The following is a 20,736-nucleotide window of genomic DNA, read 5'->3' on the forward strand; positions in this document are numbered from 1 at the left end:
GCCGTGGACCTGGGCCTGGGCGGTCGCGGGATCCTGCTCACCGGCGCGAGCCGGGGGCTGGGGTTCGCCACCGCCCGGGCCCTGGTCGACGACGGCGCCCGGGTCCTGATCAGCTCCCGCAGCGCCGAGTCCGTGGACGCCGCCGTGTCCTCCCTGGGTGGAGGGCCGGCGGCGTTCGGCGTCCCGGCCGACCTGGCCGGGCCCGACGCCGCCGAGGCGCTGGTCGGCGCCGTGCTGGACCGGCTGGGCCGGGTCGACGGCGCACTGATCTCGGTGGGCGGGCCGGCGCCGGGCTCCGTGCTGGAGGTCGGCGAGAACGCCTGGCGCGCAGGTGTGGACAGCGTGCTGCTCGGCCCGCTGCGGCTGGTCCGGGCGCTGGTGCCGCACCTGGCCGAGGGCGCGGCGATCGGCTTCGTGCTGTCGACGTCGGTGCGCCAGCCGATCGGCCACCTGGCGATCTCCAACGGGCTGCGGCCGGGGCTGGCGATGACCGCGAAGGCGCTGGCCGACGAGCTCGGCCCACGTGGGATCCGGGTGTTCGGCCTGTTGCCGGGCCCCATCGCCACCGACCGGGTCACCGAGATCGAGGCCGGCTCCGGCGACCCCGCGGCGGCCCGGGCCCGCACGGAGGCCGCGATCCCGCTGCGCCGGGTGGGGCGGCCGGAGGAGTTCGGCCGGGTCGCCGCCTTCGCCCTCTCCCCCGCCGCCTCCTACGTCACCGGCACGATGATCGCCGTCGACGGCGGCGTCACCCGCGCGCTGTGACCACCCCTGAGGAGCCCGTCGTGAGCGCACCCCCGCACCCCGTCCTGGTCGCCTGCGCGCACGGCACCCGCAACCCCACCGGACGGCGGCTCATCGCCGAGCTCGCCCTGGCGGCCCGGGCGCAGCGACCGGGCACCCGGACGACGGCGGCGTTCGTCGACGTCCAGCCGCCCACCGTGGTCGACGTGGTCCGCGGCCTCGCCGACGACGGCACCCCGGCGGTCGTGGTCCCGCTGCTGCTGTCCGGCGGCTACCACGTGCACGTGGACATCGCCGGGGCGGTCGAGGCACACCCGCAGGCGGTGGCCGCCCGCCCGCTCGGGCCGGACCCGCGGCTGGCCGCAGTGCTCACCGACCGGCTGCGTGAGGCGGGCACCGATCCCGGCGACCCGCTGACGGCGATCGTGCTGGCCGCGGCCGGGTCGAGCGACGCCCGCTCGGTCGCCGACGTGGAGAGCACGGCCGACCTGCTGCAGCGTGACTGGGCAGGGCCGGTGACCACCGGGTACGGCTCGGCGGCCCGGCCGACCGTGCCGGATGCGGTCGCGGCCGCCCGCCGGGCCGGCGCGGAACGGGTGGTGGTCGCGGCCTACCTGCTGGCCCCGGGCCACTTCCACGACAAGCTGCAGGGAGCCGGGGCCGATTGCGTCACGGCGCCATTGCTGCCCGACGACCGGATCGCCGCCGTCCTGCTTGACCGCTACGACGCCGCCCTCGCCGGGGCGGACCGTGGCGCCTCCCCGGCCCGATAGGGTCCGGGGTCATGCTGTCGTTCGCCGTCGCCGCCATCTACCCCGTGCTGATCGCGGCATTTTTCTTCCTGCTGTACTTGGTCGTCAACCGCGCGGTGCTCAACGCCCTGCGCACGCACGCGGCAGAGGTCCGAGCCGCCTCGGCCGCCCCCGACACGCGTGAGTGACCACCCGCCACCTGCCCGCTGACTCAGGCCTGCCAGCCCAGCAGGTTGCCACCCACCACCAGCGACAGCACGAGCAGGACGGCAGCGGCGAGCGGCACCAGCGGCGTCCACCAGGACCGGGCAGCAGCCAGCCGGACCAGCCAGACCGCCAGCGCCAGCCAGGCCAGCCACAGCGGCAGCAGCGCGTACAGCGGGACCGCCAGACCGCTCACCAGGTAGAAGTACCCGACCACCAGGTGAGCGGCGCCGGCCACGGCAGCGAGCAGGAGCGTTCCGGAGTCTCGAGTGGTCGCGTTCTGCATCGGCCGAGTATGGCGGCTCCAGCCCCGGCCCGGCCGGAACCGTCACCCGCCGGTGGCGACCGGGCGGGCGGGGTCGTGCGACCACTGCGACCAGGAGCCGGGCCACAGCGCGGCGTCGATGCCGGCGACGGCGAGTGCGGCCACCTGGTGCGCGGCGGTGATCCCGGAGCCGCAGTACACGCCGACCCGGGAGCCCGGCGTGACGCCGAGCCGGGCGAACCGCTCTTTCAGTACAGCGGCTGCAACGAGCCGGCCGTCGTCGCCGACGTTCTCGGTCGTGGGCGCGCTGACCGCACCGGGCACGTGGCCGGCGCGCGGGTCGATGGGCTCGACCTCGCCGCGGAAGCGTTCACCGGCCCGGGCGTCCAGCAGGACTCCCTCGCCCGGCAGGGCCGCCGCCTCGTCGATGGTGAGCACCGGCATCCCACCGCCGGCGAGGGTGACGTCCCCGGGCACCGGCACGACGTCGCCGGCCTCGACCGGGCCGCCGGCCGCGGTCCAGGCCGCCAGCCCGCCGTCCAGCAGGGTGACCTCGGTCAGGCCCGCCCAGCGCAGCAGCCACCAGGCCCGGGCGGCGGCCATCCCCGGTCCGGCGTCGTAGACGACGACCCGCGAACCGGCGGAGATCCCCCACCGCCGCGCGGCTGACTGCAGCGACTGCACCGACGGCAGCGGGTGCCGGCCGGCCTCGGGGGACGCCGGCCCGGAGAGCTCGGTGTCGAGGTCGACGTAGACCGCACCGGGCAGGTGGCCGGCCAGGTACTCGTCGCGACCGGTGTCCGACCCCAGCTGCCAGCGCACGTCGAGCAGCACCGGCGCCGGATCGCGCAGGAGGTCGGCGACGGACGTCAGCACCGTCACGCGGAGCCCCCCTGCCGGGCCGCCTCCAGCTCCGCGGTGAGGGCGGCGATCACGTCGGCGCGGCCGCCGTACCGGGCCGGGGTGCTCTGCAGGACGGCGATCCGCCAGCGACCGTGCTCCTCGGCGGCGACCAGGGAGTGCACGGTGTGCAACGCCGGCTCCAGCGCCTGGGCGCCGGGCGGCACCATGCCCGCGACCGCGTACAGCACCGCCATGTGGTCACCGAGCGGGCGCAGCGATCGGACGATCCCGACGAACGTCGGGGTGGCCCGTTCGGCGAACAGCCGTCGCATGTCCGACGCGATCTGCAGCCGTCCGCTGTGGATCGTGCCGTCGAGCTCGATGAGGTCGCCGTCGTCGGCGAAGACCGAGGAGACCGTGGCGCCGCTGCGCTGGTTCCACCCGGCCAGGAAGCGGGCGTAGAGAGCCCGGATCTGGGTGTCGTGGGGATGGCCTGCGCTCAACGCTCAACTCCTGGGACGTGGTGCTCGTGGTTCAGGAGTGACGCTAGTCGTCAGCCGACCTCGACGGTTCGCGGCCCGCCGTCGGTGAACTGGGTCCGGTACAGGTCGGCGTAGTGACCGCCGGCCGCGAGCAGCTCCTCGTGGGTGCCGCGCTGCACGATCCGGCCGTCGTCGACCACCAGGATTTGGTCGGCGTTGCGGATCGTGGACAGCCGGTGGGCGATCACCAGCGACGTGCGGCCGGCCAGCGCGGTGTCCAGCGCGCGCTGGACGGCGACCTCGGACTCGCTGTCCAGGTGCGCGGTCGCCTCGTCCAGGATCACGATGCCCGGCGCCTTGAGCAGCACCCGGGCGATCGCCAACCGCTGCTTCTCCCCGCCCGACATCCGGTAGCCGCGGTCGCCGACCACGGTGTCCAGCCCGTCGGACAGGGAGTGCACCAGCGCCGCGATCCGCGCCCCGGTCAGCGCCGACCACAGCTCCTCCTCGGTCGCGTCGGGCCTGGCGTACCGGAGGTTCGCGCCGATGGTGTCGTGGAACAGGTGCGCGTCCTGGCTGACGACGCCGATCGCGTCGCGCAGCGAGTCGCTGGTGGCCTGCCGGACGTCGACCCCGCCGACCCGCACCGCCCCGCCGGTGACGTCGTAGAGGCGCGACACCAGCGCGGCGATCGTCGACTTGCCCGCCCCCGAGCTGCCCACCAGCGCGACCAGCTGCCCCGGCTCGGCCCGGAAGGAGACGTCGTGCAGCACGTCCGCCGAGCCGCCGTGCTCGGGGACGGCGACGTCCTCCAGCGACGCCAGCGAGACCTCCGCGCCGGCCGGGTAGCGGAAGGAGACCCGGTCGAACTCGACCGAGCGGTCGTCGGCGGGCACCGGCACGGCGTCCGGCGCCTCGGCCACCATCGGCTGCAGGTCGAGCACCTCGAACACCCGGTCGAAGCTGACCAGCGCGCTCATCACGTCGACCCGCACGTTGGCCAGCGCGGTCAGCGGGCCGTACAGCCGGGTGAGCAGCAGGGCCAGGGCGACGACGTCACCGGCGGACAGCGAGCCGGTGAACGCCAGCCAGCCACCCAGCCCGTACACCAGGGCGGTGGCCAGCGCGGCGACCAGGGTGAGCGCGGTGAAGAACGCCCGGCCGTACATCGCCGAGAGCACGCCGATGTCGCGCACCCGGGCCGCCCGGCCGCGGAACGACTCCGCCTCGGCCTCGGGGCGGCCGAACAGCTTCACCAGCAGCGCGCCGGCCACGTTGAACCGCTCGCTCATCGTGGCGTTCATCGACGCGTTGAGCCCGTAGGACTCCCGGGTGATCGACTGCAGCCGCTTCCCGACCCGCTGGGCGGGGACCACGAACAGCGGCACCATGGCGATGGACAGCAGGGTGATCTGCCAGGACAGCGTCAGCATGACGCCGGCGGTGAGCACCAGGGCGATCACGTTGGAGACGACGCCGGAGAGCGTGGAGGTGAACGCCCGCTGCGCGCCGATGACGTCGTTGTTCAGCCGGCTGACCAGCGCGCCGGTCTGGGTGCGGGTGAAGAAGGCGACCGGCATGCGCTGCACGTGACCGAAGACCCGGCTGCGCAGGTCGTAGATGACGCCCTCGCCGATCCTCGCGGAGTACCAGCGCTGGGCCAGCGAGCTCCCGGCGTCCAGCACCGCCAGGCCGGCGATGACCAGCGCGATCCGGACGACGCCGCCGGCGGTGCCCTCCAGCCCGGCGATCCGGTTGACGATGTCCCCGGCCAGCAGCGGGGTGACCACGCCGATCACCGACGAGAAGACGACGAGCGCGAGGAAGGCGATCAGCTCACGCCGATAGGGCCCGGCGATGGCGAGGATCCGCCCCACCGTGCCCTTCGGGATCTCCCGGGCGGTGACCGAGGAGTCCCGGCTGAACGACCGCATCGCGGCCATGGAGGTCATCGAGCCGTCCACCGCGGCACCGCCTTCCGTGCTGTGACGGCGTGATCAAGCGGGGCAACAGGCGCCCGGCGGTGCTTGTTCCGGAGCGGGCGTCCGACGAAGGACCCCTCCGGATCCTCGGCGGTCCAGTCGCTCAGCCGGCGGCGAGCGCGCCGAGCCGGCGCACCTGGGCCGCCCGCTCGGCGGCGTCCTGCACCTCGGGGCCGTTGCGGACCGCCGAGCGCAGCAGCGCCAGCGTCTCCCGGGCGGCCCCGGCGTCCGGCGCCAGCAGCGCCGCGACCAGGTCGCTCACCGTCGCGTCCAGCTGCTCGGCCGGGACGGCGACGTTGGCGAGCCCGGTGGCCACCGCCTCGGCCGCGCCCACCGCCCGCCCGGTCAGGCAGATCTCCACCGCCCGGCTGTAGCCGACCAGCTCGACGAGGGTGCTGGTGCCGGTGAGGTCGGGCACCAGCCCCAGGCTCGCCTCGGGAAGCCGCAGCTGCGCGTCGTCGGCGACCACCCGCAGGTCGCAGGCGAGCGCCAGCTGGGCGCCGGCGCCGATCGCGTGCCCCTGCACCGCGGCGACCGACACGATCCCTGGCGACCGCAGCCAGCGGAACCCGGCCTGGTAGCCGCGGATCCGGTCCTGGGCCAGCTCGGCCGGCAGGGCCGCCAGCTCCCCCAGCCCGCCGCCGGTGGTGGCCGACGGGTCGAACAGGGTGCGGTCCAGCCCGGCGGAGAAGGACCGGCCGGCACCGCGCACGACCACCACCCGCACGGCGTCGTCCAGGGACTCCCCCACCGCACGCAGCGCCGCCCAGGTGGCCGGCGTCTGCGCGTTCAGCTGGTCGGCGCGGTCGAGGGTGACGGTGAGGACGGCGCCGTCGCGCGCCGTCCGCACCCACCCGTCGGCGTCGGCCCCGGTTGCCGGGGCCGACGTCACGCAGACTTCTTCGCGTTCCGGTTGGCGCCACCCCGGCCACGCAGCGTGGCCCCCGACTCCGAGAGCAGCCGGTGCACGAACCCGTAGGAGCGGTTGGTGGAGCTGGCCAGCGACCGGATGCTCTCCCCGCCGTCGTACCGGGCGCGCAGCTCGTCGGCGAGCGAACTCCGGTCGTCGCCAGTGATGCGCTTGCCCTTGCTCAGGTCCGCAGTGCTCGAGTCGGCCATGACTCCCCTCCGTGTCAGGTGACCACCGACGCCGTCGGTGGTCTCCCGCTGATCCCCCGGCGCCGTGTCCCGGTGACCTCGGCGTCCCAGCACCGATGATCACCCACCCGACGGAGGTCGGCCACCGCAACAAGACCGCGCGCAGCCGAGTTCGACAAGCGCCGCAGGTCAGGGCCGAGGATGCTCCGCTGACCAAGAGTGAGCCGTTACGCGAGCGAGACCCCGACCCGACTCCGCGCCGCAGTCCGCTCCTCGGTCGCTGGCGCTCCCTGCGATGCTCCCGCGGCTGTCGTCAGGCGCGAGACCCCGGGCCCGACTCCGCGCCGCAGTCCGCTCCTCGGTCGCTGGCGCTCCCTGCGATGCTCCCGCGGCTGTCGTCAGGCGCGAGACCCGGGCCCGACTCCGCGCCGCAGTCCGCTCCTCGGTCGCTGGCGCTCCCTGCGATGCTCCCGCGGCTGTCGTCAGGCCAACGTGACCAGGTCGGCGAGGTCCTCGCTCCAGGTGTCCTCCGTGCCGTCGGGCAGGATGATCACCTTGTCCGGGTTCAGCGCCCGCACCGCGCCCTCGTCGTGCGTGACGAGCACGATCGCGCCGCCGTAGGTGCGCAGCGCCTCGAGCACCTGCTCCCGGCTGGCCGGGTCGAGGTTGTTGGTCGGCTCGTCCAGCAGCAGCACGTTGGCGCCGGAGACGACGAGGGTGGCCATGGCCAGCCGGGTCCGCTCGCCACCGGAGAGCGTGCCGGTGCGCTGGTCGACCGCCTCGCCGGAGAAGAGGAACGCGCCCAGGATCCGGCGCAGCTCGGTGTCGGTGCTGTCCGGGGCCGCCGAGCGCATGTTCTCCAGCAGCGTGCGGTCCATGTCCAGCGTCTCGTGCTCCTGGGCGTAGTAGCCCACCCGGAGCCCGTGCCCGGCCTTCACCTCGCCGGTGTCCGGCCTCTCGGTGCCGGCCAGCATCCGCAGCAGCGTGGTCTTGCCCGCGCCGTTGAAGCCGAGCACGACGACCCGGGTGCCCCGGTCGATCGCCAGGTCGACGCCGGTGAAGATCTCCAGCGAGCCGTAGCTCTTGCTGATCCCCTCAGCGGTGAGCGGGGTCTTCCCGCACGGGGCGGGGGTCGGGAAGCGGAGCTTGGCGACCTTGTCCTGCACCCGCACCTCGGCCAGGCCGGCGGCCAGCCGGGCGGCGCGCTTGTCCATGCTCTGCGCGGCCTTGGCCTTGGTCGCCTTGGCGCGCATCTTGTCCGCCTGGCTGGTCAGCGCGTCGATCTTCTTCTCGGCGTTCGCCCGCTCGGACTTGCGGCGGCGCTCGTCGGTCTCCCGGGCGTCCAGGTACCGCTTCCAGCCGAGGTTGTAGATGTCGACGGTCGCCCGGTTGGCGTCCAGGTGCCACACCTTGTTGACCACGGCCTCCAGCAGCTCGACGTCGTGGCTGATCACCACGAGGCCGGCGCGGTGACTGGCCAGGTAGCCCTTGAGCCAGGTGATCGAGTCGGCGTCCAGGTGGTTGGTCGGCTCGTCGAGCAGCAGGGTGTCGGCGTCGGAGAACAGGATCCGGGCCAGCTCCACCCGGCGGCGCTGGCCGCCGGAGAGGGTGCGCAGCGGCTGCTCGAGAATTCGGTCCGGCAGGCCGAGGTTCGTGCAGATGCGGGCCGCGTCGGACTCCGCGGCGTACCCGCCGAGAGCGGCGAACTGGTCCTCCAGCCGGCCGTAGCGGCGCACCGCCCGGTCACGCTCAGCGTCGTCGGCCGGCTCGGCCATCGCGATCTGCGCCTTGGTCAGCTGGGCCTTGAGGACGTCGAGACCGCGACCGGAGAGCACCCGGTCGCTGGCGGTGATGTCCAGATCCCCACTGCGGGGGTCCTGCGGGAGGTATCCGAGCTCACCGGTCACGTCGACCTTGCCGGCGTGCGGCACCCGCTCCCCGGCCAGGGTGGTGAGGGTGGTGGTCTTGCCGGCACCGTTGCGCCCGACCAGCCCGATGCGGTCACCGGGCTGGACCCGCAGATCGGCGTCGCTGATGAGGATCCGGGCGCCGGCGCGCAGCTCGAGGCCGGTCGTCGTGATCACTGATCCCATGGTAGGCGCTCGACCGCCATCCGCCGACCCCATTACCGGGTGACCTCGGCGTCACCCCCGGTCCAGGCCGCCGCGCGGCGGCGGCCGCCGTAGCGTGAGGGCAGCCGTCAGCGGGAGGAGGACCACCGTGCCGAGGCCGGAGGTCGAGTACCCGCCCCCGCTGGGGCGGCCCCTGCCGTCACGCCCGACCCCGGCGGAGACCGGCACCGGGGACGTCGCCCCGCAGCAGGTGCTCCTGGGCGCCGGCGCGGTGGCCGTGGTGGCCGCCGGCGCCGCGTCGCTCACCGACGCCGGCTCGGTCCCGGGCCTGCTCGTGGTCACCCTGCTGACCGTCGTCGCGACGCTGGGCTCGCTGCGGGCCGGGCGCCGGGGCCTGCGCAGCAGCGAGGAGGCGCTCGCCTCCGCCGCGGTGGTGCTCGCCGCGGTGGGCGCGTGGTCGGCCGGGGAGGGCCCCGGTGGCCCGACCGGGGTGCTGCTCGCCCTGCTCGCCGCGGTGTTCGCCGTCGTCGGCCTGATCGGCCGGACGACCCTCACCTGGCCGATCGCGGCCTGGGGAGCCGGGCAGGGCGCGGTGCTGAGCGCGCTCACCGGGTCCGGCCTGTCCCTGGCCCCGCACGCGACCGCCGTGCTGGCCACCGCCGTCGCCGGGCTCACGGTCACGTTCGCCGCGCGGCACGCCGTCGCGGTGGTCACGCTGGTGACGGCCGCGGCCTGGTGGTCGACCGGGGTGGTCGAGGGCGCCGCCGTGGTCTGGACGACGGAGGCGGTGGGCACGGCCCTGGCCCCGGCCGCACTGATGCTCCTGGCGGCCGGCGCGCTGCTGGCCCTCCGCCGCCGGGGCCTGCGGTCGATGCTCGGTCCCCGGCCGGCCGTTCCGGTGCTCACCGGGCTGGTGGCCGGAGCGGCCGTCTCGGGCGTGCTGCAGGCGGCCGGGCTGGTCGGGGTGATGACCAGCGGGTACCTGGGGCTCGCGCTCGCGGCGGTGATCGGCGCGGTGGCCTCCCCGGAACCCGCTGCCCTGCTGCGCCCCACCGGTCTCGCCACCGCCGGGGTGCTCACCGGCACCGCCGTGGTGCAGTTGCTCGGGTCGGGGCACTGGTCGGCGCTGGCCGCCCTGCTCGCCTCCGCCGCGGTGCCGGCGGTCGTGGTCGCCGCCCGGCAGCCGACCGACCGCCCCGGGGCACTGCCGGTCGCGGTGGGCTGCCTGGCCGCCGCCGTGCTGCTGGCCGAGGCCGACGGCACCCTCGGGCCGGCGGTGGCCGGCTGGCTGCTGGTGGTGCTGGTCCTGCTCGCCGCCGGCAGCGCCACCGCGCTGCGGGGGCACCGGTCGGAGCTGCCGCTGACCTGGACGGCGGCCGCGGTCGCCGTCGCCGGGCTCGCCGAGCTGGGGCGCGGGTCGGGGCTGTCCGGCCTCGCCGTGGGGCTCGCCGTGGTCGGCGCGGGCTTCGTCGCCTCCGGCTCGGTGACCGATCGGGCTCCGGTCCGGGCCGGAGGGTGCGTCGCGTTGGTGCTGGCGGCCTGGACAGCCGCGGGGCAGGCCGGCGTCGGCGTGCCGGAGGCGTACACGCTGCCGGCCGCGACGGTGCTGTGGCTGTACTCGGGGCGGCGGCTGGCCACCGGGGCCTCATGGCCGGCGTGGGGCCCGGGGCTGGTGGTCGCCTTCGTGCCGTCGGTGTGGCTGGCGGCGACCGGGCCGGACGTGACCCGCCTGGTGCTGGTGGTCCTGGCCGCCACGGTCACCGCCGTCGCCGGCGGCCGCCGGCAGGTGCAGGCGCCGCTGGTCGTGGGGGCGGCCTCGCTGACGGCGGTGGCGCTCGGCCGGCTGGTCGCGCACCTGCCGTTCACCGGCCTGCTGGCCGTCGGGTCCGCAGGCGCCGTCCTGCTGGCGGCGGGCGCGGCCTACGAGGAGCGACGCTCACGGGCGCGCGCGGCCCTCACCCGCGTCGCCGACCTGCGCTGACGCGGGGTCGTTACAGCCACTGCACGCATCGGTCCGGGCCACTGATCGACCATCCGGGCGCCCACTGGGCCATGCTGGGCCGATGAGGCGGCGAGGGTGGCGGGACCGGGCCTGCGCCGGGGCACTGACCGCCCTGGTGGCGCTGGGCGTCGGCGCATGCGGCGGCACGGACTCACCGTTCCTCGGCACATGGTCGGACGATGCCGGTCCGCTGAGCCAGGAGGAACTGCACCTTTACCGTGGCGAGGACCACTGCGACTGGGAGCAGGCCCTGTTCCTGCGCATGGCCTGGCCGCCGGGCGCAGGCGAGCGGCTCCAGTTCGTCCGGGACCCCGAGGGGGTCGTCTCCCCCGCCCTCGCCGCGGCGTTCGACGGTGAGACGCTCCTGCCCGGTGACGCGGTCGCCACCGGCTTCCACAATGAGAACGGCGCGCGGCTGTGGCTGCCGGCCGGCGCTGACCCGCGTGCGGCCTACCTGGTGGGCGACTCCGGCGCGGTGGAAGCGTGGCCGCGGGCCGACCGCGGGGTGGGGTGCGACTGACCCGGACACGACGAGGGCCCGCACCCCGGGCGGGGTGCGGGCCCTCGTCGGGACACAGCGTCGCTACACGCGGAAGCCCAGCGCGCGGAGCTGCTCGCGGCCGTCGTCGGTGATCTTGTCCGGTCCCCACGGCGGCATCCAGACCCAGTTGATCCGGATGTCGTCGACCAGGCCGGGACCGGGGCCGCCGGTCAGCGCCTGGCGGGCCTGGTCCTCGATGACGTCGGTCAGCGGGCAGGCCGCGGACGTCAGCGTCATGTCGATGATCGCGACGTTGGACTCGGTGTCGACGTCCAGGCCGTAGACGAGGCCCAGGTCGACGACGTTGACGCCCAGCTCGGGGTCGACGACGTCGCGCATGGCCTCCTCGACGTCCTCCAGCAGGGCGGACTTGCCGCCGTAGATGCCCTCGGCCGGAGCCGGTTCGGTGGTCTCGCTCATCGGTTCACTCCCTCGGTCGGGGCTGCGGACAGCGCGCGGGCGCTCGCGTCCTTCAGCGCCATCCAGCTCATCAGCGCGCACTTGACCCGGGCCGGGTACTTGGAGACGCCGGCGAACGCGATGGCGTCCTCCAGCTCGTCCTCCAGCTGCTGGGCCACGGACGCGTCGCCCTTGCTCTGCATCAGCGTCATGAAGTGCTCGCCGGTGGCCAGCGCCTCGGGCACCGGCTTGCCGAGCACCAAGTCGTACATGGCCGACACCGACGCCTGGCTGATCGAGCAGCCCATCCCCTCGTACGAGACGTCCGAGAGGACCGGGTCGCCGGCGGCGTCCGTCTCGAGGTGCACCCGCAGGGTGACCTCGTCGCCGCAGGTCGGGTTGACGTGGTGCACCTCGGCCTCGAACGGGTCGCGCAGACCGCGCCCGTGCGGGTTCCGGTAGTGGTCCAGGATGATGTCCTGGTACATCGACTCCAGCTGCATCAGCTCGCCGCTCCCCTGCTCCCCGAGGCACCGTCCACAGCAGGTGCAACACCGAAGAAGCGCTGGGCTTCCCGCACCGCATCGACGAGCGCGTCGACGTCGTCGTAGCCGGTGTGCACGTAGAAGGTGGCGCGGGTGGTGGCCGGCACGCCGTAGCGGCGGACCACCGGCCACGCGCAGTGGTGGCCGACCCGGACCTCGACGCCGAGGTCGTCGAGGACCTGGCCGACGTCGTGCGGGTGGATGCCCTCGACGGTGAAGCTGATCGCCCCACCGCGGGCCACGGTGTCCGGCGGGCCGATCACGGTGACGCCGGGGATCGCCTGCAGCTGCGCCAGCGCGTACTCGGTGAGCGCCTCCTCGTGCGCCAGCACCTTGTCCATGCCCAGGCGCTCGAGGTACTCGACGGCCGCGCCCAGGCCGATCACCTGCGCGGTCATCGGGACGCCGGCCTCGAACCGCTGCGGCGGGGGCATGAACGTGCTGCCCTCCATCCGGACGACCTCGATCATCGAGCCGCCGGTGAGGAAGGGCGGGAGGGCGTCGAGCACCTCGTACCGGCCCCACAGCACGCCGACCCCGGTGGGGCCGAGCATCTTGTGCCCGGAGAACACCAGGAGGTCCGCGCCGAGCGCAGTGACGTCGACCGGCTGGTGCGGCACCGACTGCGCGCCGTCGACCAGCACCAGCGCGCCGACCTCGTGCGCCCGGCCGATGATCTCCTCGAGCGGGTTGATCGTGCCGAGGATGTTCGACTGCTGGGTGACCGCAACCAGCTTGGTCCGCTCGTTGACCACGGTGGCGAGGTCGGACAGGTCCAGCCGGCCGTCGTCGGTGAGCCCGAGCCAGCGCAGGGTCGCCCCGGTGCGCTCGCACAGCTGCTGCCAGGGCAGCAGGTTGGCGTGGTGCTCCATCTCGGTGACGACGATCTCGTCGCCCTGCCCGACGGCGTACCGGCGGAACTCCGGCTCCTTCGCCGTCGCCGCGTTGCTCAGCGCGTAGGCGACCAGGTTGATCGACTCGGTGCTGTTGCGGGTGAAGACGACCTCGTTCTCCGGCGCCCCGATGAACGCGGCCACCTTCGCCCGGGCCGCCTCGTAGAGGCCGGTGGCCTCCTCGGCGAGCTGGTGCGCGCCACGGTGCGGGGCGGCGTTGTGGTTCTCGTAGAAGTCGCGCTCGGCGTCGAGCACCGAGCGTGGCTTCTGCGACGTGGCGCCGGAGTCGAGGTAGACCAGCCGGCGCCCGTCGCGGACGGTGCGGGACAGGATCGGGAAGTCCGCCCGGATCGCCTCGACGTCCAGCGGGAGGGGCGCCTGCTGCGCCCCGGCGGGACGCGAGACGGTCTCGGTCATGACTGCTGGGCCTCCGCGCTGGCCTTCTCGGTGGCGGCCTGCTCGGCCGAGTCCTTCACGTAAGCGGCGTAGCCCTCGTCCTCGAGCTTCTGCGCGAGCTCCGGGCCGCCCTCCTCGACGACCCGGCCGGCGACGAAGACGTGCACGAAGTCGGGCTTGATGTACCGCAGGATCCGCGTGTAGTGCGTGATCAGCAGGACGCCGACCGGGCTGTCGGCCTTGGCCCGGTTGACGCCCTCGGAGACGATCCGCAGCGCGTCGACGTCCAGGCCGGAGTCGGTCTCGTCGAGGATCGCCACCTTCGGCTTGAGCAGCCGCATCTGCAGGATCTCGTGGCGCTTCTTCTCACCACCGGAGAAGCCCTCGTTGACGTTGCGCTCGGCGAACGCCGAGTCCATCTCGAGGTTCTCCATCTCGGTGCGCACGTCCTTCACCCAGGTGCGCAGCTTCGGCGCCTGCCCGGTGACGGCGGTGGCCGCGGTGCGCAGGAAGTTCGACACCGAGACGCCGGGGACCTCGACCGGGTACTGCATGGCCAGGAACAGGCCGGCGCGGGCGCGCTCGTCGACGCTCATCGCGAGGACGTCCTCGCCGTCGAGGGTCACGGTGCCGCCGGTGATCGTGTACTTGGGGTGCCCGGCGATCGAGTAGGCCAGGGTCGACTTGCCCGACCCGTTCGGGCCCATGATCGCGTGGGTCTCGCCGCCGCGGACGGTGAGGTCGACGCCGCGGAGGATCTCCTTGGCCTCGTCGCCCTCGCCGACGGTGACGTGCAGGTCGCGGATCTCCAGGACGCTGCCGGCCTGCAGGCCGGTGGCGGACGGGGTCGCGGTGGGGCTGGTCACGGGTGTTGTCGCTCCTTGGTCAGTTGGCCGCGGCGAGGGGGGCGTCGACGTCGATCAGCACGTCGTCGCCCTCCACCCGGACCGGGTAGACGGGGACCGGCTCGGTGGCCGGGAGGTTGGTGGGCTGGCCGGTGCGCAGGTCGAAGCAGGAGCCGTGCAGCGCGCACTCGATGGTGGGCGCGCCGTCGACCTCCTCGATGTCGCCCTCGGTCAGCGGGATGTCGGCGTGGGAGCAGCGGTCCTCGACGGCGAAGAGCTCACCGTCGAAGTCCACGACCGCCACGTCGACGTCCGCGAGCTCGATCCGCAGCGCGCCGTCCTCGGGCACCTCGGACCGGGCGCAGACCCGCTCGAACGCCATCTCAGGCCACCTCGACCGGCTGGTCGTCCAGGTCGGGGAGCGCCCCGAGCCGGCGCTCGATGGTGCCCATCAGCCGGTCCTGCAGCTCGGGCAGGCCGATCTGCTGGACGACGTCGGCGAAGAAGCCGCGCACCACCAGGCGGCGGGCGGTCTCGGCGTCGATGCCGCGCGAGCAGAGGTAGAACAGCTGCTCGTCGTCGAACCGGCCGGTGGCGCTGGCGTGGCCGGCGCCGACGATCTCGCCGGTCTCGATCTCCAGGTTCGGGACCGAGTCGGCGCGGGCGCCGTCGGTGAGCACCAGGTTGCGGTTGAGCTCGTAGGTGTCGGTGCCGGTGGCCGCCGGGCGGATCCGGACGTCGCCGACCCACACGGTGTGCGCCTTTTCCCCCTGCAGGCCGCCCTTGTAGACGACGTTGCTGGAGCAGTTCGGCGTCGCGTGGTCGACCCAGAGCCGGTGCTCCTGGTGCTGGGTCTCGTCGGCGAAGTACACGCCGAGCATGTCGACCGAGCCGCCGGGGCCGGCGTACTGCACGTTGTTCACCAGCCGGACCAGGTCGCCGCCGAGGGTGACCGCGACCTGCTTGAGGCTGGCGTCCCGGCCGATGACGGAGTCGTACTGGGCGCCGTGCACGGCGCCGGGCGCCCAGTCCTGCACCGAGACGACGGTGACCTGCGCGCCGTCGCCGAGCAGGAAGGAGACGCTGCCGGCGTACCGGGCCAGGCCGCTGTGGTCCAGCACGACCGTGGCCTGCGCGAACGCGCCGACCTCGACGACCAGCTGGCCCCAGACGACCTCGTCACCGCCGGTGCCGGCCAGCCCCAGGGTGACCGGGCGGTCGAGCACGGCCTCCTTGGCGATCCGGACGACGGCCGCGCCACCGCTGCGCTGACGGGTCAGCGCAGCCAGCCGGTCGACCGGCTCGGGCAGGCCCTTGAGCAGCGGGTCGTCGGCCTCGACGCTGGTGAGCTCGACGCCCTCGGGGAGGTCGGTCGACCAGGTGAGCTGCGCCTGCGACGGCGCGCCGTCCAGCAGCGGCCGGATGCGGCGCATCGGGGTGAAGCGCCACTCCTCCTCCCGGCCGGTCACGACACCGAAGGCGTCGGGGTCGGTGGAGGTGAACCGCTCGGCCGGCGAGCCGGTCGGGGCCGGACCGCCGTGCGAGTGCGACCCCGCGGGGACGTCGCCGGCGGTGCCGGTGCCGGCCGCCGGGGTGGTCGGCGGGCCGGCCTGGGCACCGACGCCCGGGGCGAAGAGCTCGCCGGCCAGCTGCGAGGTCTCGGCAGCCGCCAGCGCCTCCGGGCCCAGCTCGTCGGCGGTGGTGTTGTTCGTGTCGGGGCTCGACATCAGCCGACGGCACCTTCCATCTGCAGCTCGATCAGGCGGTTCAGCTCCAGGGCGTACTCCATCGGCAGCTCCCGGGCGATCGGCTCGACGAAGCCGCGCACGACCATCGCCATCGCCTCGTCCTCGGACAGACCGCGGCTCATCAGGTAGAAGAGCTGGTCCTCGCTGACCCGGGAGACGGTCGCCTCGTGGCCCATCGCGACGTCGTCCTCGCGGACGTCGACGTAGGGGTAGGTGTCCGAGCGGCTGATCGTGTCGACCAGCAGCGCGTCGCACTTCACCGTCGACTTGGAGCCGTAGGCGCCCTCGTCGACCTGCACCAGGCCGCGGTAGGAGGTGCGGCCACCGCCCCGGGCCACCGACTTCGACACGATCGTCGAGGAGGTGTGCGGCGCGGCGTGCACCATCTTGGCGCCGGCGTCCTGGTGCTGGCCCTCGCCGGCGAAGGCGATGGACATGACCTCGCCCTTGGCGTGCTCACCGGTCATCCACACGGCCGGGTACTTCATCGTCACCTTGGAGCCGATGTTGCCGTCGACCCACTCCATGGTCGCGCCCTCGTGGGCCACGGCCCGCTTGGTGACCAGGTTGTAGACGTTGTTCGACCAGTTCTGGATGGTCGTGTACCGGCAGCGCGCGTTCTTCTTCACGATGATCTCGACGACCGCGGAGTGCAGCGAGTCGGTCTTGTAGATCGGCGCGGTGCAGCCCTCGACGTAGTGCACGTAGGCGCCCTCGTCGATGATCATCAGGGTGCGCTCGAACTGGCCCATGTTCTCGGTGTTGATCCGGAAGTAGGCCTGCAGCGGGATCTCCACGTGCACGCCCGGCGGCACGTAGATGAAGGAGCCGCCGGACCACACGGCCGTGTTCAGCGCGGCGAACTTGTTGTCCCCGGAGGGGATCACCGAGCCGAAGTACTCGCGGAAGAGGTCCGGGTGCTCGCGCAGCGCCGTGTCGGTGTCCAGGAACAGGACACCCTGCTCCTCGAGGTCCTCGCGGATCTTGTGGTAGACGACCTCGGACTCGTACTGCGCCGCGACACCGGCGACCAGCCGCTGCTTCTCCGCCTCGGGGATGCCCAGCTTGTCGTAGGTGTTCTTGATGTCGTCGGGCAGCTCGTCCCACGTCGTGGCCTGGGCCTCGGTCGAGCGCACGAAGTACTTGATGTTCTGGAAGTCGATCCCGGAGAGGTCCGAGCCCCAGTCGGGCATCGGCTTCTTGCCGAAGATCTTCAGCGCCTTGAGTCGGCGCTCGAGCATCCACTCGGGCTCGTTCTTGCGGCGCGAGATGTCGCGGACGACGTCCTCGTTGAGGCCACGGGTGGCCGAGGCGCCGGCGACGTCGGCGTCCGCCCAGCCGTACTTGTAGCGGCCGAGCGCGTCGATCGTCTCGTCCTGCGTCATCGGTGCGCTGGTCACCGGCTGCTGGGTGCTGGTCATGCGGGGGTCCTCTCCCGGTCGATCGAGGGGGTGGATCGAGTGCTGGCGCCGGCCGGTCCGTCCAGAGCGACGGAGGCAGCAGCGCGACCAGCAGGTACAGGGCGCGCCGGGGCGGCTTTGTTCCCGGCGCGGAGGGTGCGGGCAGGGATGTGCGTCGTGCAGACGCCGTCCCCGTGGGCGATGGTGGCCAGCCGCTGCACGTGGGTACCGACCAGCCGGCTGATCACCGCGGTCTCAGCCTCGCACAGCTGGGGGAACTCGGCGGCCACGTGGGCCACCGGGCAGTGGTGCTGGCACAGCTGCTCGCCGCCGGAGGTCGCGCCACCGCCCAGCGAGAGCGCCATGGCGGCGTAGCCCTCGGTGGTGAGCGCCGCGGCGACCACCTCGGCGCGGTCCACCGGCCCTGCGGCGCCCCGCTGCGCCTGCTCGACGGCGGCGGAGCAGCGCTCCTCCAGCCCGGCGAGCTGCTGCTCCGCGACCTCGCGCACCGCCTCGGGGCCGCCGCGGGCGGCGACGAAGCGCAGCGCGGTGAGCGCGAGGTCGTCGTAGGCGTGCGGGAACGACTCCCGCCCCGCCTCGGTGAGCGCGAACCGGCGGGCGGGGCGCCCCCGGCCGCGACGCCCCGCGGCTGCCTCGCGCTCGGAGACCCGCCCGGCGGCGAGCAGACCGTCCAGGTGCCGGCGGACGGCGGCCGGGGAGATCCCCAGCCGGCCGGCGAGCTCGGCGGCGGACTGCGGGCCGTGCTCGAGGAGCAGGGCGCTCACCCGGTTGCGGGTGCGCCCGTCCTCCCCCGTCGGGGCCGGGGACGACACGGTCCCGGCACCGGCCGGAGCCGGGGTCGGGGCACGGGTCGCAGCAGTTTCCACAACACGATTGTGTGCTTAATCGGGAGGCCCGCAAGCAAGGTCGCCCTTACCTGCGGGCCTCCCGAGAGGCAGCTCACACCCCGGCGGTGGCCTCGCTCTCAGCCGTGGCCACGGTGTTCGGCGCGGCGTCCTCGACGGCGAACTCCAGCTCGGCGTCCACCACGCTGACCCGGACCCGCTGACCGGCACCCAGCTCCCCGCCGAGCACCAGTCGGGACAGCTGGTTGTCCACCTCCCGCTGGATGGCACGCCGCAGCGGCCGGGCACCGAACTGCCGCTCGAAGCCGCGCTCGGCCAGCCAGGAGACCGCCTCGGGCGTCACCTGGAGCTCGATGTCCTGCGCGCTGAGCCGGCGCCGGGTCTCGTCCAGCAGCAGGTCGGTGATCCGGGCCAGCTGCTCGGCCTCCAGCTGCCGGAAGACGACGATCTCGTCGATCCGGTTGAGGAACTCCGGCCGGAACGCCTCCCGCAGCCGCCGCATCACCTGGTCCCGCAGGTCGTCGCCCGCGTCCCCGCCGGCGGTGAAGCCCAGCGGGCCCCGGCCGGCGTTGACGATCGCCTCCGACCCCAGGTTGCTGGTCATGATCACCACCGTGTTGGTGAAGTCGACCGTCCGACCCTGCGAGTCGGTGAGCCGGCCGTCGTCCAGCAGCTGCAGGAGCGTGTTGAACACGTCCGGGTGGGCCTTCTCGACCTCGTCGAACAGCACCACCGAGTACGGCCGGCGACGCACCGCCTCGGTGAGCTGACCGGCGTCCTCGTACCCCACGTAGCCGGGGGGCGAGCCGACCAGCCGGCTGACCGTGTGCCGCTCCTGGAACTCGCTCATGTCCAGCCGGACCATCCGGTCGGAGTCGCCGAAGAGCGCCTCCGCCAGCGCCCGGGCCAGCTCGGTCTTGCCGACGCCGGTCGGGCCGAGGAACAGGAAGCTGCCGATCGGCCGGTCCGGGTCACCGAGCCCGGCACGCGAGCGCCGGATGGCCTCGGCGACCACCCCGACCGCCTCGTCCTGGCCGACGACCCGCTCGTGCAGCACGTCCTCCAGCCGCAGCAGCCGGTCGCGCTCCTCCTCGGTCAGCTGGGCCACGGGCACCCCCGTCGCCCGGGAGACCACCTCGGCGATCTCCGTCGTCCCCACCTCGGGGATGCCGGCGCCCCCGCCGGACCGGGCCTGCTCCAGCTCGGCCTGCGCCGCCTGGCACTCGTCGCGCAGCGCGGAGGCCCGCTCGTACTGCTCGGCGGCGACCGCCTGGTCCTTCTCCCGCTGCAGCTCCAGCACGCGCTGCTCGAGCGCACGCAGGTCGGTGGTGGGCCGCCGCACCCGAAGCCGGGTGCGCGCGCCGGCCTGGTCGATCAGGTCGATCGCCTTGTCCGGCAGGTGCCGGTCGGTGATGTACCGGCTCGACAGCTCCGCCGCGGCGACCAGCGCCTCGTCGGTGAACCGCACCTGGTGGTGCGCCTCGTACCGGTCGCGCAGCCCGCGCAGGATCTCCACGGTGTCCAGCACGCTGGGCTCCGGGACCAGGATCGGCTGGAAGCGGCGCTCGAAGGCCGGGTCGGTCTCGATGTTGCGGCGGTACTCGTCCAGTGTGGTGGCGCCGACGATGTGCAGCTCCCCGCGGGCCAGGGCCGGCTTGAGCATGTTGCCCGCGCCCGCCGAGCCCTCGGATCCGCCGGCGGCGACGACCGTGTGCAGCTCGTCGATGAAGACGATCACCTCGTCGCTGTGCTCGCGGATCTCGTCCATCACCTTCTTCAGCCGCTCCTCGAAGTCACCGCGGTAGCGGGTGCCGGCGACCAGACCGGTCAGGTCCAGCTCGACCAGCCGGCGGTCGCGCAGCGACTCGGGGACGTCGCCGTCCACGATCTGCAGGGCGATGCCCTCCACGATCGCGGTCTTGCCGACGCCGGCCTCGCCGATGAGCACCGGGTTGTTCTTGTTCCGCCGGGAGAGCACCTCGATGGTCTGCTCGATCTCCTGCGCGCGGCCGATGACCGGGTCGATCCTGCCGTCCCGGGCCAGCGCGGTGAGGTCGCGGCCGTACTCGTCGAGCGTGGGGGTGTTCGACGGCGGCTGCTCTCCCCCACCGGCACCGCCGGTCGGCACGGGACCGCCCGCCGCCGCCCGCTGCAGCCCCTCCGGGGTCACCCGGGCGCTCCCCAGCACCCGGCCCGCGCCGGACTCCGGGTTCAGCGCCAGGGCGAACAGCAGGTGCTCGGGGCCGATGTAGGTGGAACCACTGGCGCGCGACACCTGGTGGGCGTCGAGCAGGGCCCGCTTCGCCGCCGGGGTCAGCGCCGGCGGCTGCCCGGTGGCCTCACCGCCCCGCAGCTCCGCGGCCAGGGCGTCGCGCAGGCCGTCGGCGTCCGCGCCGCTGCGGGCCAGCAGGGTGCGCGTCGGCTCGTGCCCGGCCAGGGCCCACAGCAGGTGGGCGGTGTCCAGGTCGGTGCTGCCCCACTCCGCGGCCTGGTGCGCCGCGGCGGAGACCACCTCCCGGGAGTGCGAGCTCAGCAGCTGGGTGATGTCGACCCGCTGCATCCCACGACGCGCCCCGGGACCGAGGAACGCCTGGAAGAAGTCGTCGAAGGGGCTGCCGCCGAAGGGACCGCCCGGGAAACCGCTGCTCATCAGTCGATG

General features: G+C 73.9%; 21 protein-coding genes. 5 read left to right on the forward strand and 16 right to left on the reverse strand.

Annotated features, from left to right (window positions below):
- Positions 1 to 3 precede the first annotated feature (3 nt).
- The 3 genes from ACI79Y_RS04270 to ACI79Y_RS04280 are packed head-to-tail and all read left to right on the forward strand — an operon-like array spanning position 4 to position 1,684.
- Positions 4 to 765, forward strand: coding sequence for an SDR family oxidoreductase (locus tag ACI79Y_RS04270; protein ID WP_457157277.1), 762 nt, complete (start codon positions 4 to 6; stop codon positions 763 to 765).
- A gap of 20 nt (positions 766 to 785) precedes the next feature.
- Positions 786 to 1,517, forward strand: a complete 732-nt coding sequence (locus tag ACI79Y_RS04275; RefSeq protein WP_457157278.1) for a sirohydrochlorin chelatase — start codon at positions 786 to 788, stop codon at positions 1,515 to 1,517.
- An 11-nt stretch (positions 1,518 to 1,528) separates the two neighbouring features.
- On the forward strand, positions 1,529 to 1,684 hold the full coding sequence (locus tag ACI79Y_RS04280) for a hypothetical protein (RefSeq protein ID WP_457157279.1): 156 nt from the start codon (positions 1,529 to 1,531) through the stop codon (positions 1,682 to 1,684).
- Positions 1,685 to 1,707: 23 nt separating this feature from the next.
- Here ACI79Y_RS04280 and ACI79Y_RS04285 read toward each other — a convergent pair whose 3' ends face one another.
- The 7 genes from ACI79Y_RS04285 to ACI79Y_RS04315 all read right to left on the reverse strand — a co-directional run bounded on the left by ACI79Y_RS04285 (position 1,708) and on the right by ACI79Y_RS04315 (position 8,454).
- On the reverse strand, positions 1,708 to 1,986 hold the full coding sequence (locus ACI79Y_RS04285; RefSeq protein WP_457157280.1) for a hypothetical protein: 279 nt from the start codon (positions 1,984 to 1,986) through the stop codon (positions 1,708 to 1,710).
- A 42-nt stretch (positions 1,987 to 2,028) separates the two neighbouring features.
- Entirely contained in the window at positions 2,029 to 2,847 is an 819-nt protein-coding gene (locus ACI79Y_RS04290; protein ID WP_457157281.1) for a sulfurtransferase, read from the reverse strand.
- Entirely contained in the window at positions 2,844 to 3,311 is a 468-nt protein-coding gene (locus ACI79Y_RS04295; protein ID WP_457157282.1) for an SgcJ/EcaC family oxidoreductase, read from the reverse strand. Before ACI79Y_RS04295 ends, ACI79Y_RS04290 begins: the two co-directional genes overlap by 4 nt.
- A 50-nt stretch (positions 3,312 to 3,361) precedes the next feature.
- On the reverse strand, positions 3,362 to 5,242 hold the full coding sequence (locus tag ACI79Y_RS04300; RefSeq protein WP_457157283.1) for an ABC transporter ATP-binding protein: 1,881 nt from the start codon (positions 5,240 to 5,242) through the stop codon (positions 3,362 to 3,364).
- Between the two features lie 133 nt (positions 5,243 to 5,375).
- Positions 5,376 to 6,164, reverse strand: coding sequence for an enoyl-CoA hydratase/isomerase family protein (locus ACI79Y_RS04305; RefSeq protein WP_457157284.1), 789 nt, complete (start codon positions 6,162 to 6,164; stop codon positions 5,376 to 5,378).
- Positions 6,161 to 6,391 (reverse strand): helix-turn-helix domain-containing protein, encoded by a 231-nt coding sequence (locus ACI79Y_RS04310; RefSeq protein WP_457064284.1) that lies wholly within the window; start codon positions 6,389 to 6,391, stop codon positions 6,161 to 6,163. The genes ACI79Y_RS04305 and ACI79Y_RS04310 overlap by 4 nt, the downstream gene beginning before the upstream one ends.
- Before the next feature lie 461 nt (positions 6,392 to 6,852).
- Positions 6,853 to 8,454, reverse strand: coding sequence for an ABC-F family ATP-binding cassette domain-containing protein (locus ACI79Y_RS04315; RefSeq protein WP_457157285.1), 1,602 nt, complete (start codon positions 8,452 to 8,454; stop codon positions 6,853 to 6,855).
- 136 nt (positions 8,455 to 8,590) lie between these two features.
- On the opposite strand from ACI79Y_RS04315, the gene ACI79Y_RS04320 reads away from it, so the two are divergent.
- Together ACI79Y_RS04320 and ACI79Y_RS04325 are read left to right on the forward strand one after the other, a co-directional pair.
- Positions 8,591 to 10,423, forward strand: a complete 1,833-nt coding sequence (locus ACI79Y_RS04320; protein WP_457157286.1) for an SCO7613 C-terminal domain-containing membrane protein — start codon at positions 8,591 to 8,593, stop codon at positions 10,421 to 10,423.
- Between the two features lie 82 nt (positions 10,424 to 10,505).
- A complete protein-coding gene (locus ACI79Y_RS04325) occupies positions 10,506 to 10,964 on the forward strand; it encodes a hypothetical protein (RefSeq protein ID WP_457157287.1) in 459 nt (152 codons plus the stop codon).
- Positions 10,965 to 11,027: 63 nt separating this feature from the next.
- On the opposite strand, the gene ACI79Y_RS04330 is transcribed toward ACI79Y_RS04325, so the two are convergent.
- The 9 genes from ACI79Y_RS04330 to ACI79Y_RS04370 form a co-directional block, all read right to left on the reverse strand.
- Positions 11,028 to 11,405 carry a metal-sulfur cluster assembly factor gene (locus tag ACI79Y_RS04330; protein WP_457077168.1) on the reverse strand — a complete coding sequence of 126 codons (378 nt, stop codon included), beginning with the start codon at positions 11,403 to 11,405 and terminating at the stop codon, positions 11,028 to 11,030.
- Positions 11,402 to 11,887, reverse strand: a complete 486-nt coding sequence (gene sufU / locus ACI79Y_RS04335) for a Fe-S cluster assembly sulfur transfer protein SufU (protein ID WP_457157288.1) — start codon at positions 11,885 to 11,887, stop codon at positions 11,402 to 11,404. Before sufU ends, ACI79Y_RS04330 begins: the two co-directional genes overlap by 4 nt.
- Positions 11,887 to 13,239, reverse strand: a complete 1,353-nt coding sequence (locus tag ACI79Y_RS04340) for a cysteine desulfurase (RefSeq protein ID WP_457157289.1) — start codon at positions 13,237 to 13,239, stop codon at positions 11,887 to 11,889. Before ACI79Y_RS04340 ends, sufU begins: the two co-directional genes overlap by 1 nt.
- Positions 13,236 to 14,084, reverse strand: coding sequence for a Fe-S cluster assembly ATPase SufC (sufC, locus tag ACI79Y_RS04345; protein WP_457157290.1), 849 nt, complete (start codon positions 14,082 to 14,084; stop codon positions 13,236 to 13,238). Before sufC ends, ACI79Y_RS04340 begins: the two co-directional genes overlap by 4 nt.
- 19 nt (positions 14,085 to 14,103) lie before the next feature.
- Positions 14,104 to 14,445, reverse strand: coding sequence for a non-heme iron oxygenase ferredoxin subunit (locus ACI79Y_RS04350; RefSeq protein ID WP_457157291.1), 342 nt, complete (start codon positions 14,443 to 14,445; stop codon positions 14,104 to 14,106).
- 1 nt (position 14,446) lies between these two features.
- Positions 14,447 to 15,790: a Fe-S cluster assembly protein SufD gene (gene sufD / locus ACI79Y_RS04355; RefSeq protein WP_457157292.1), complete on the reverse strand. Its 1,344-nt coding sequence runs from the start codon at positions 15,788 to 15,790 to the stop codon at positions 14,447 to 14,449.
- A complete protein-coding gene (sufB, locus tag ACI79Y_RS04360) occupies positions 15,790 to 17,232 on the reverse strand; it encodes a Fe-S cluster assembly protein SufB (RefSeq protein WP_457157293.1) in 1,443 nt (480 codons plus the stop codon). The genes sufD and sufB overlap by 1 nt, the downstream gene beginning before the upstream one ends.
- Complete coding sequence (locus ACI79Y_RS04365; protein ID WP_457157294.1) at positions 17,229 to 17,996, reverse strand: helix-turn-helix transcriptional regulator; 768 nt, start codon at positions 17,994 to 17,996, stop codon at positions 17,229 to 17,231. Before ACI79Y_RS04365 ends, sufB begins: the two co-directional genes overlap by 4 nt.
- Before the next feature lie 175 nt (positions 17,997 to 18,171).
- The gene (locus ACI79Y_RS04370) at positions 18,172 to 20,727 is read right to left on the reverse strand and encodes an ATP-dependent Clp protease ATP-binding subunit (RefSeq protein WP_457157295.1); all 2,556 of its coding nucleotides are present in this window, start codon (positions 20,725 to 20,727) and stop codon (positions 18,172 to 18,174) included.
- Between the last annotated feature and the right edge of the window lie 9 nt (positions 20,728 to 20,736).

The sequence above is a fragment of the Modestobacter sp. SYSU DS0875 genome (assembly GCF_054050915.1).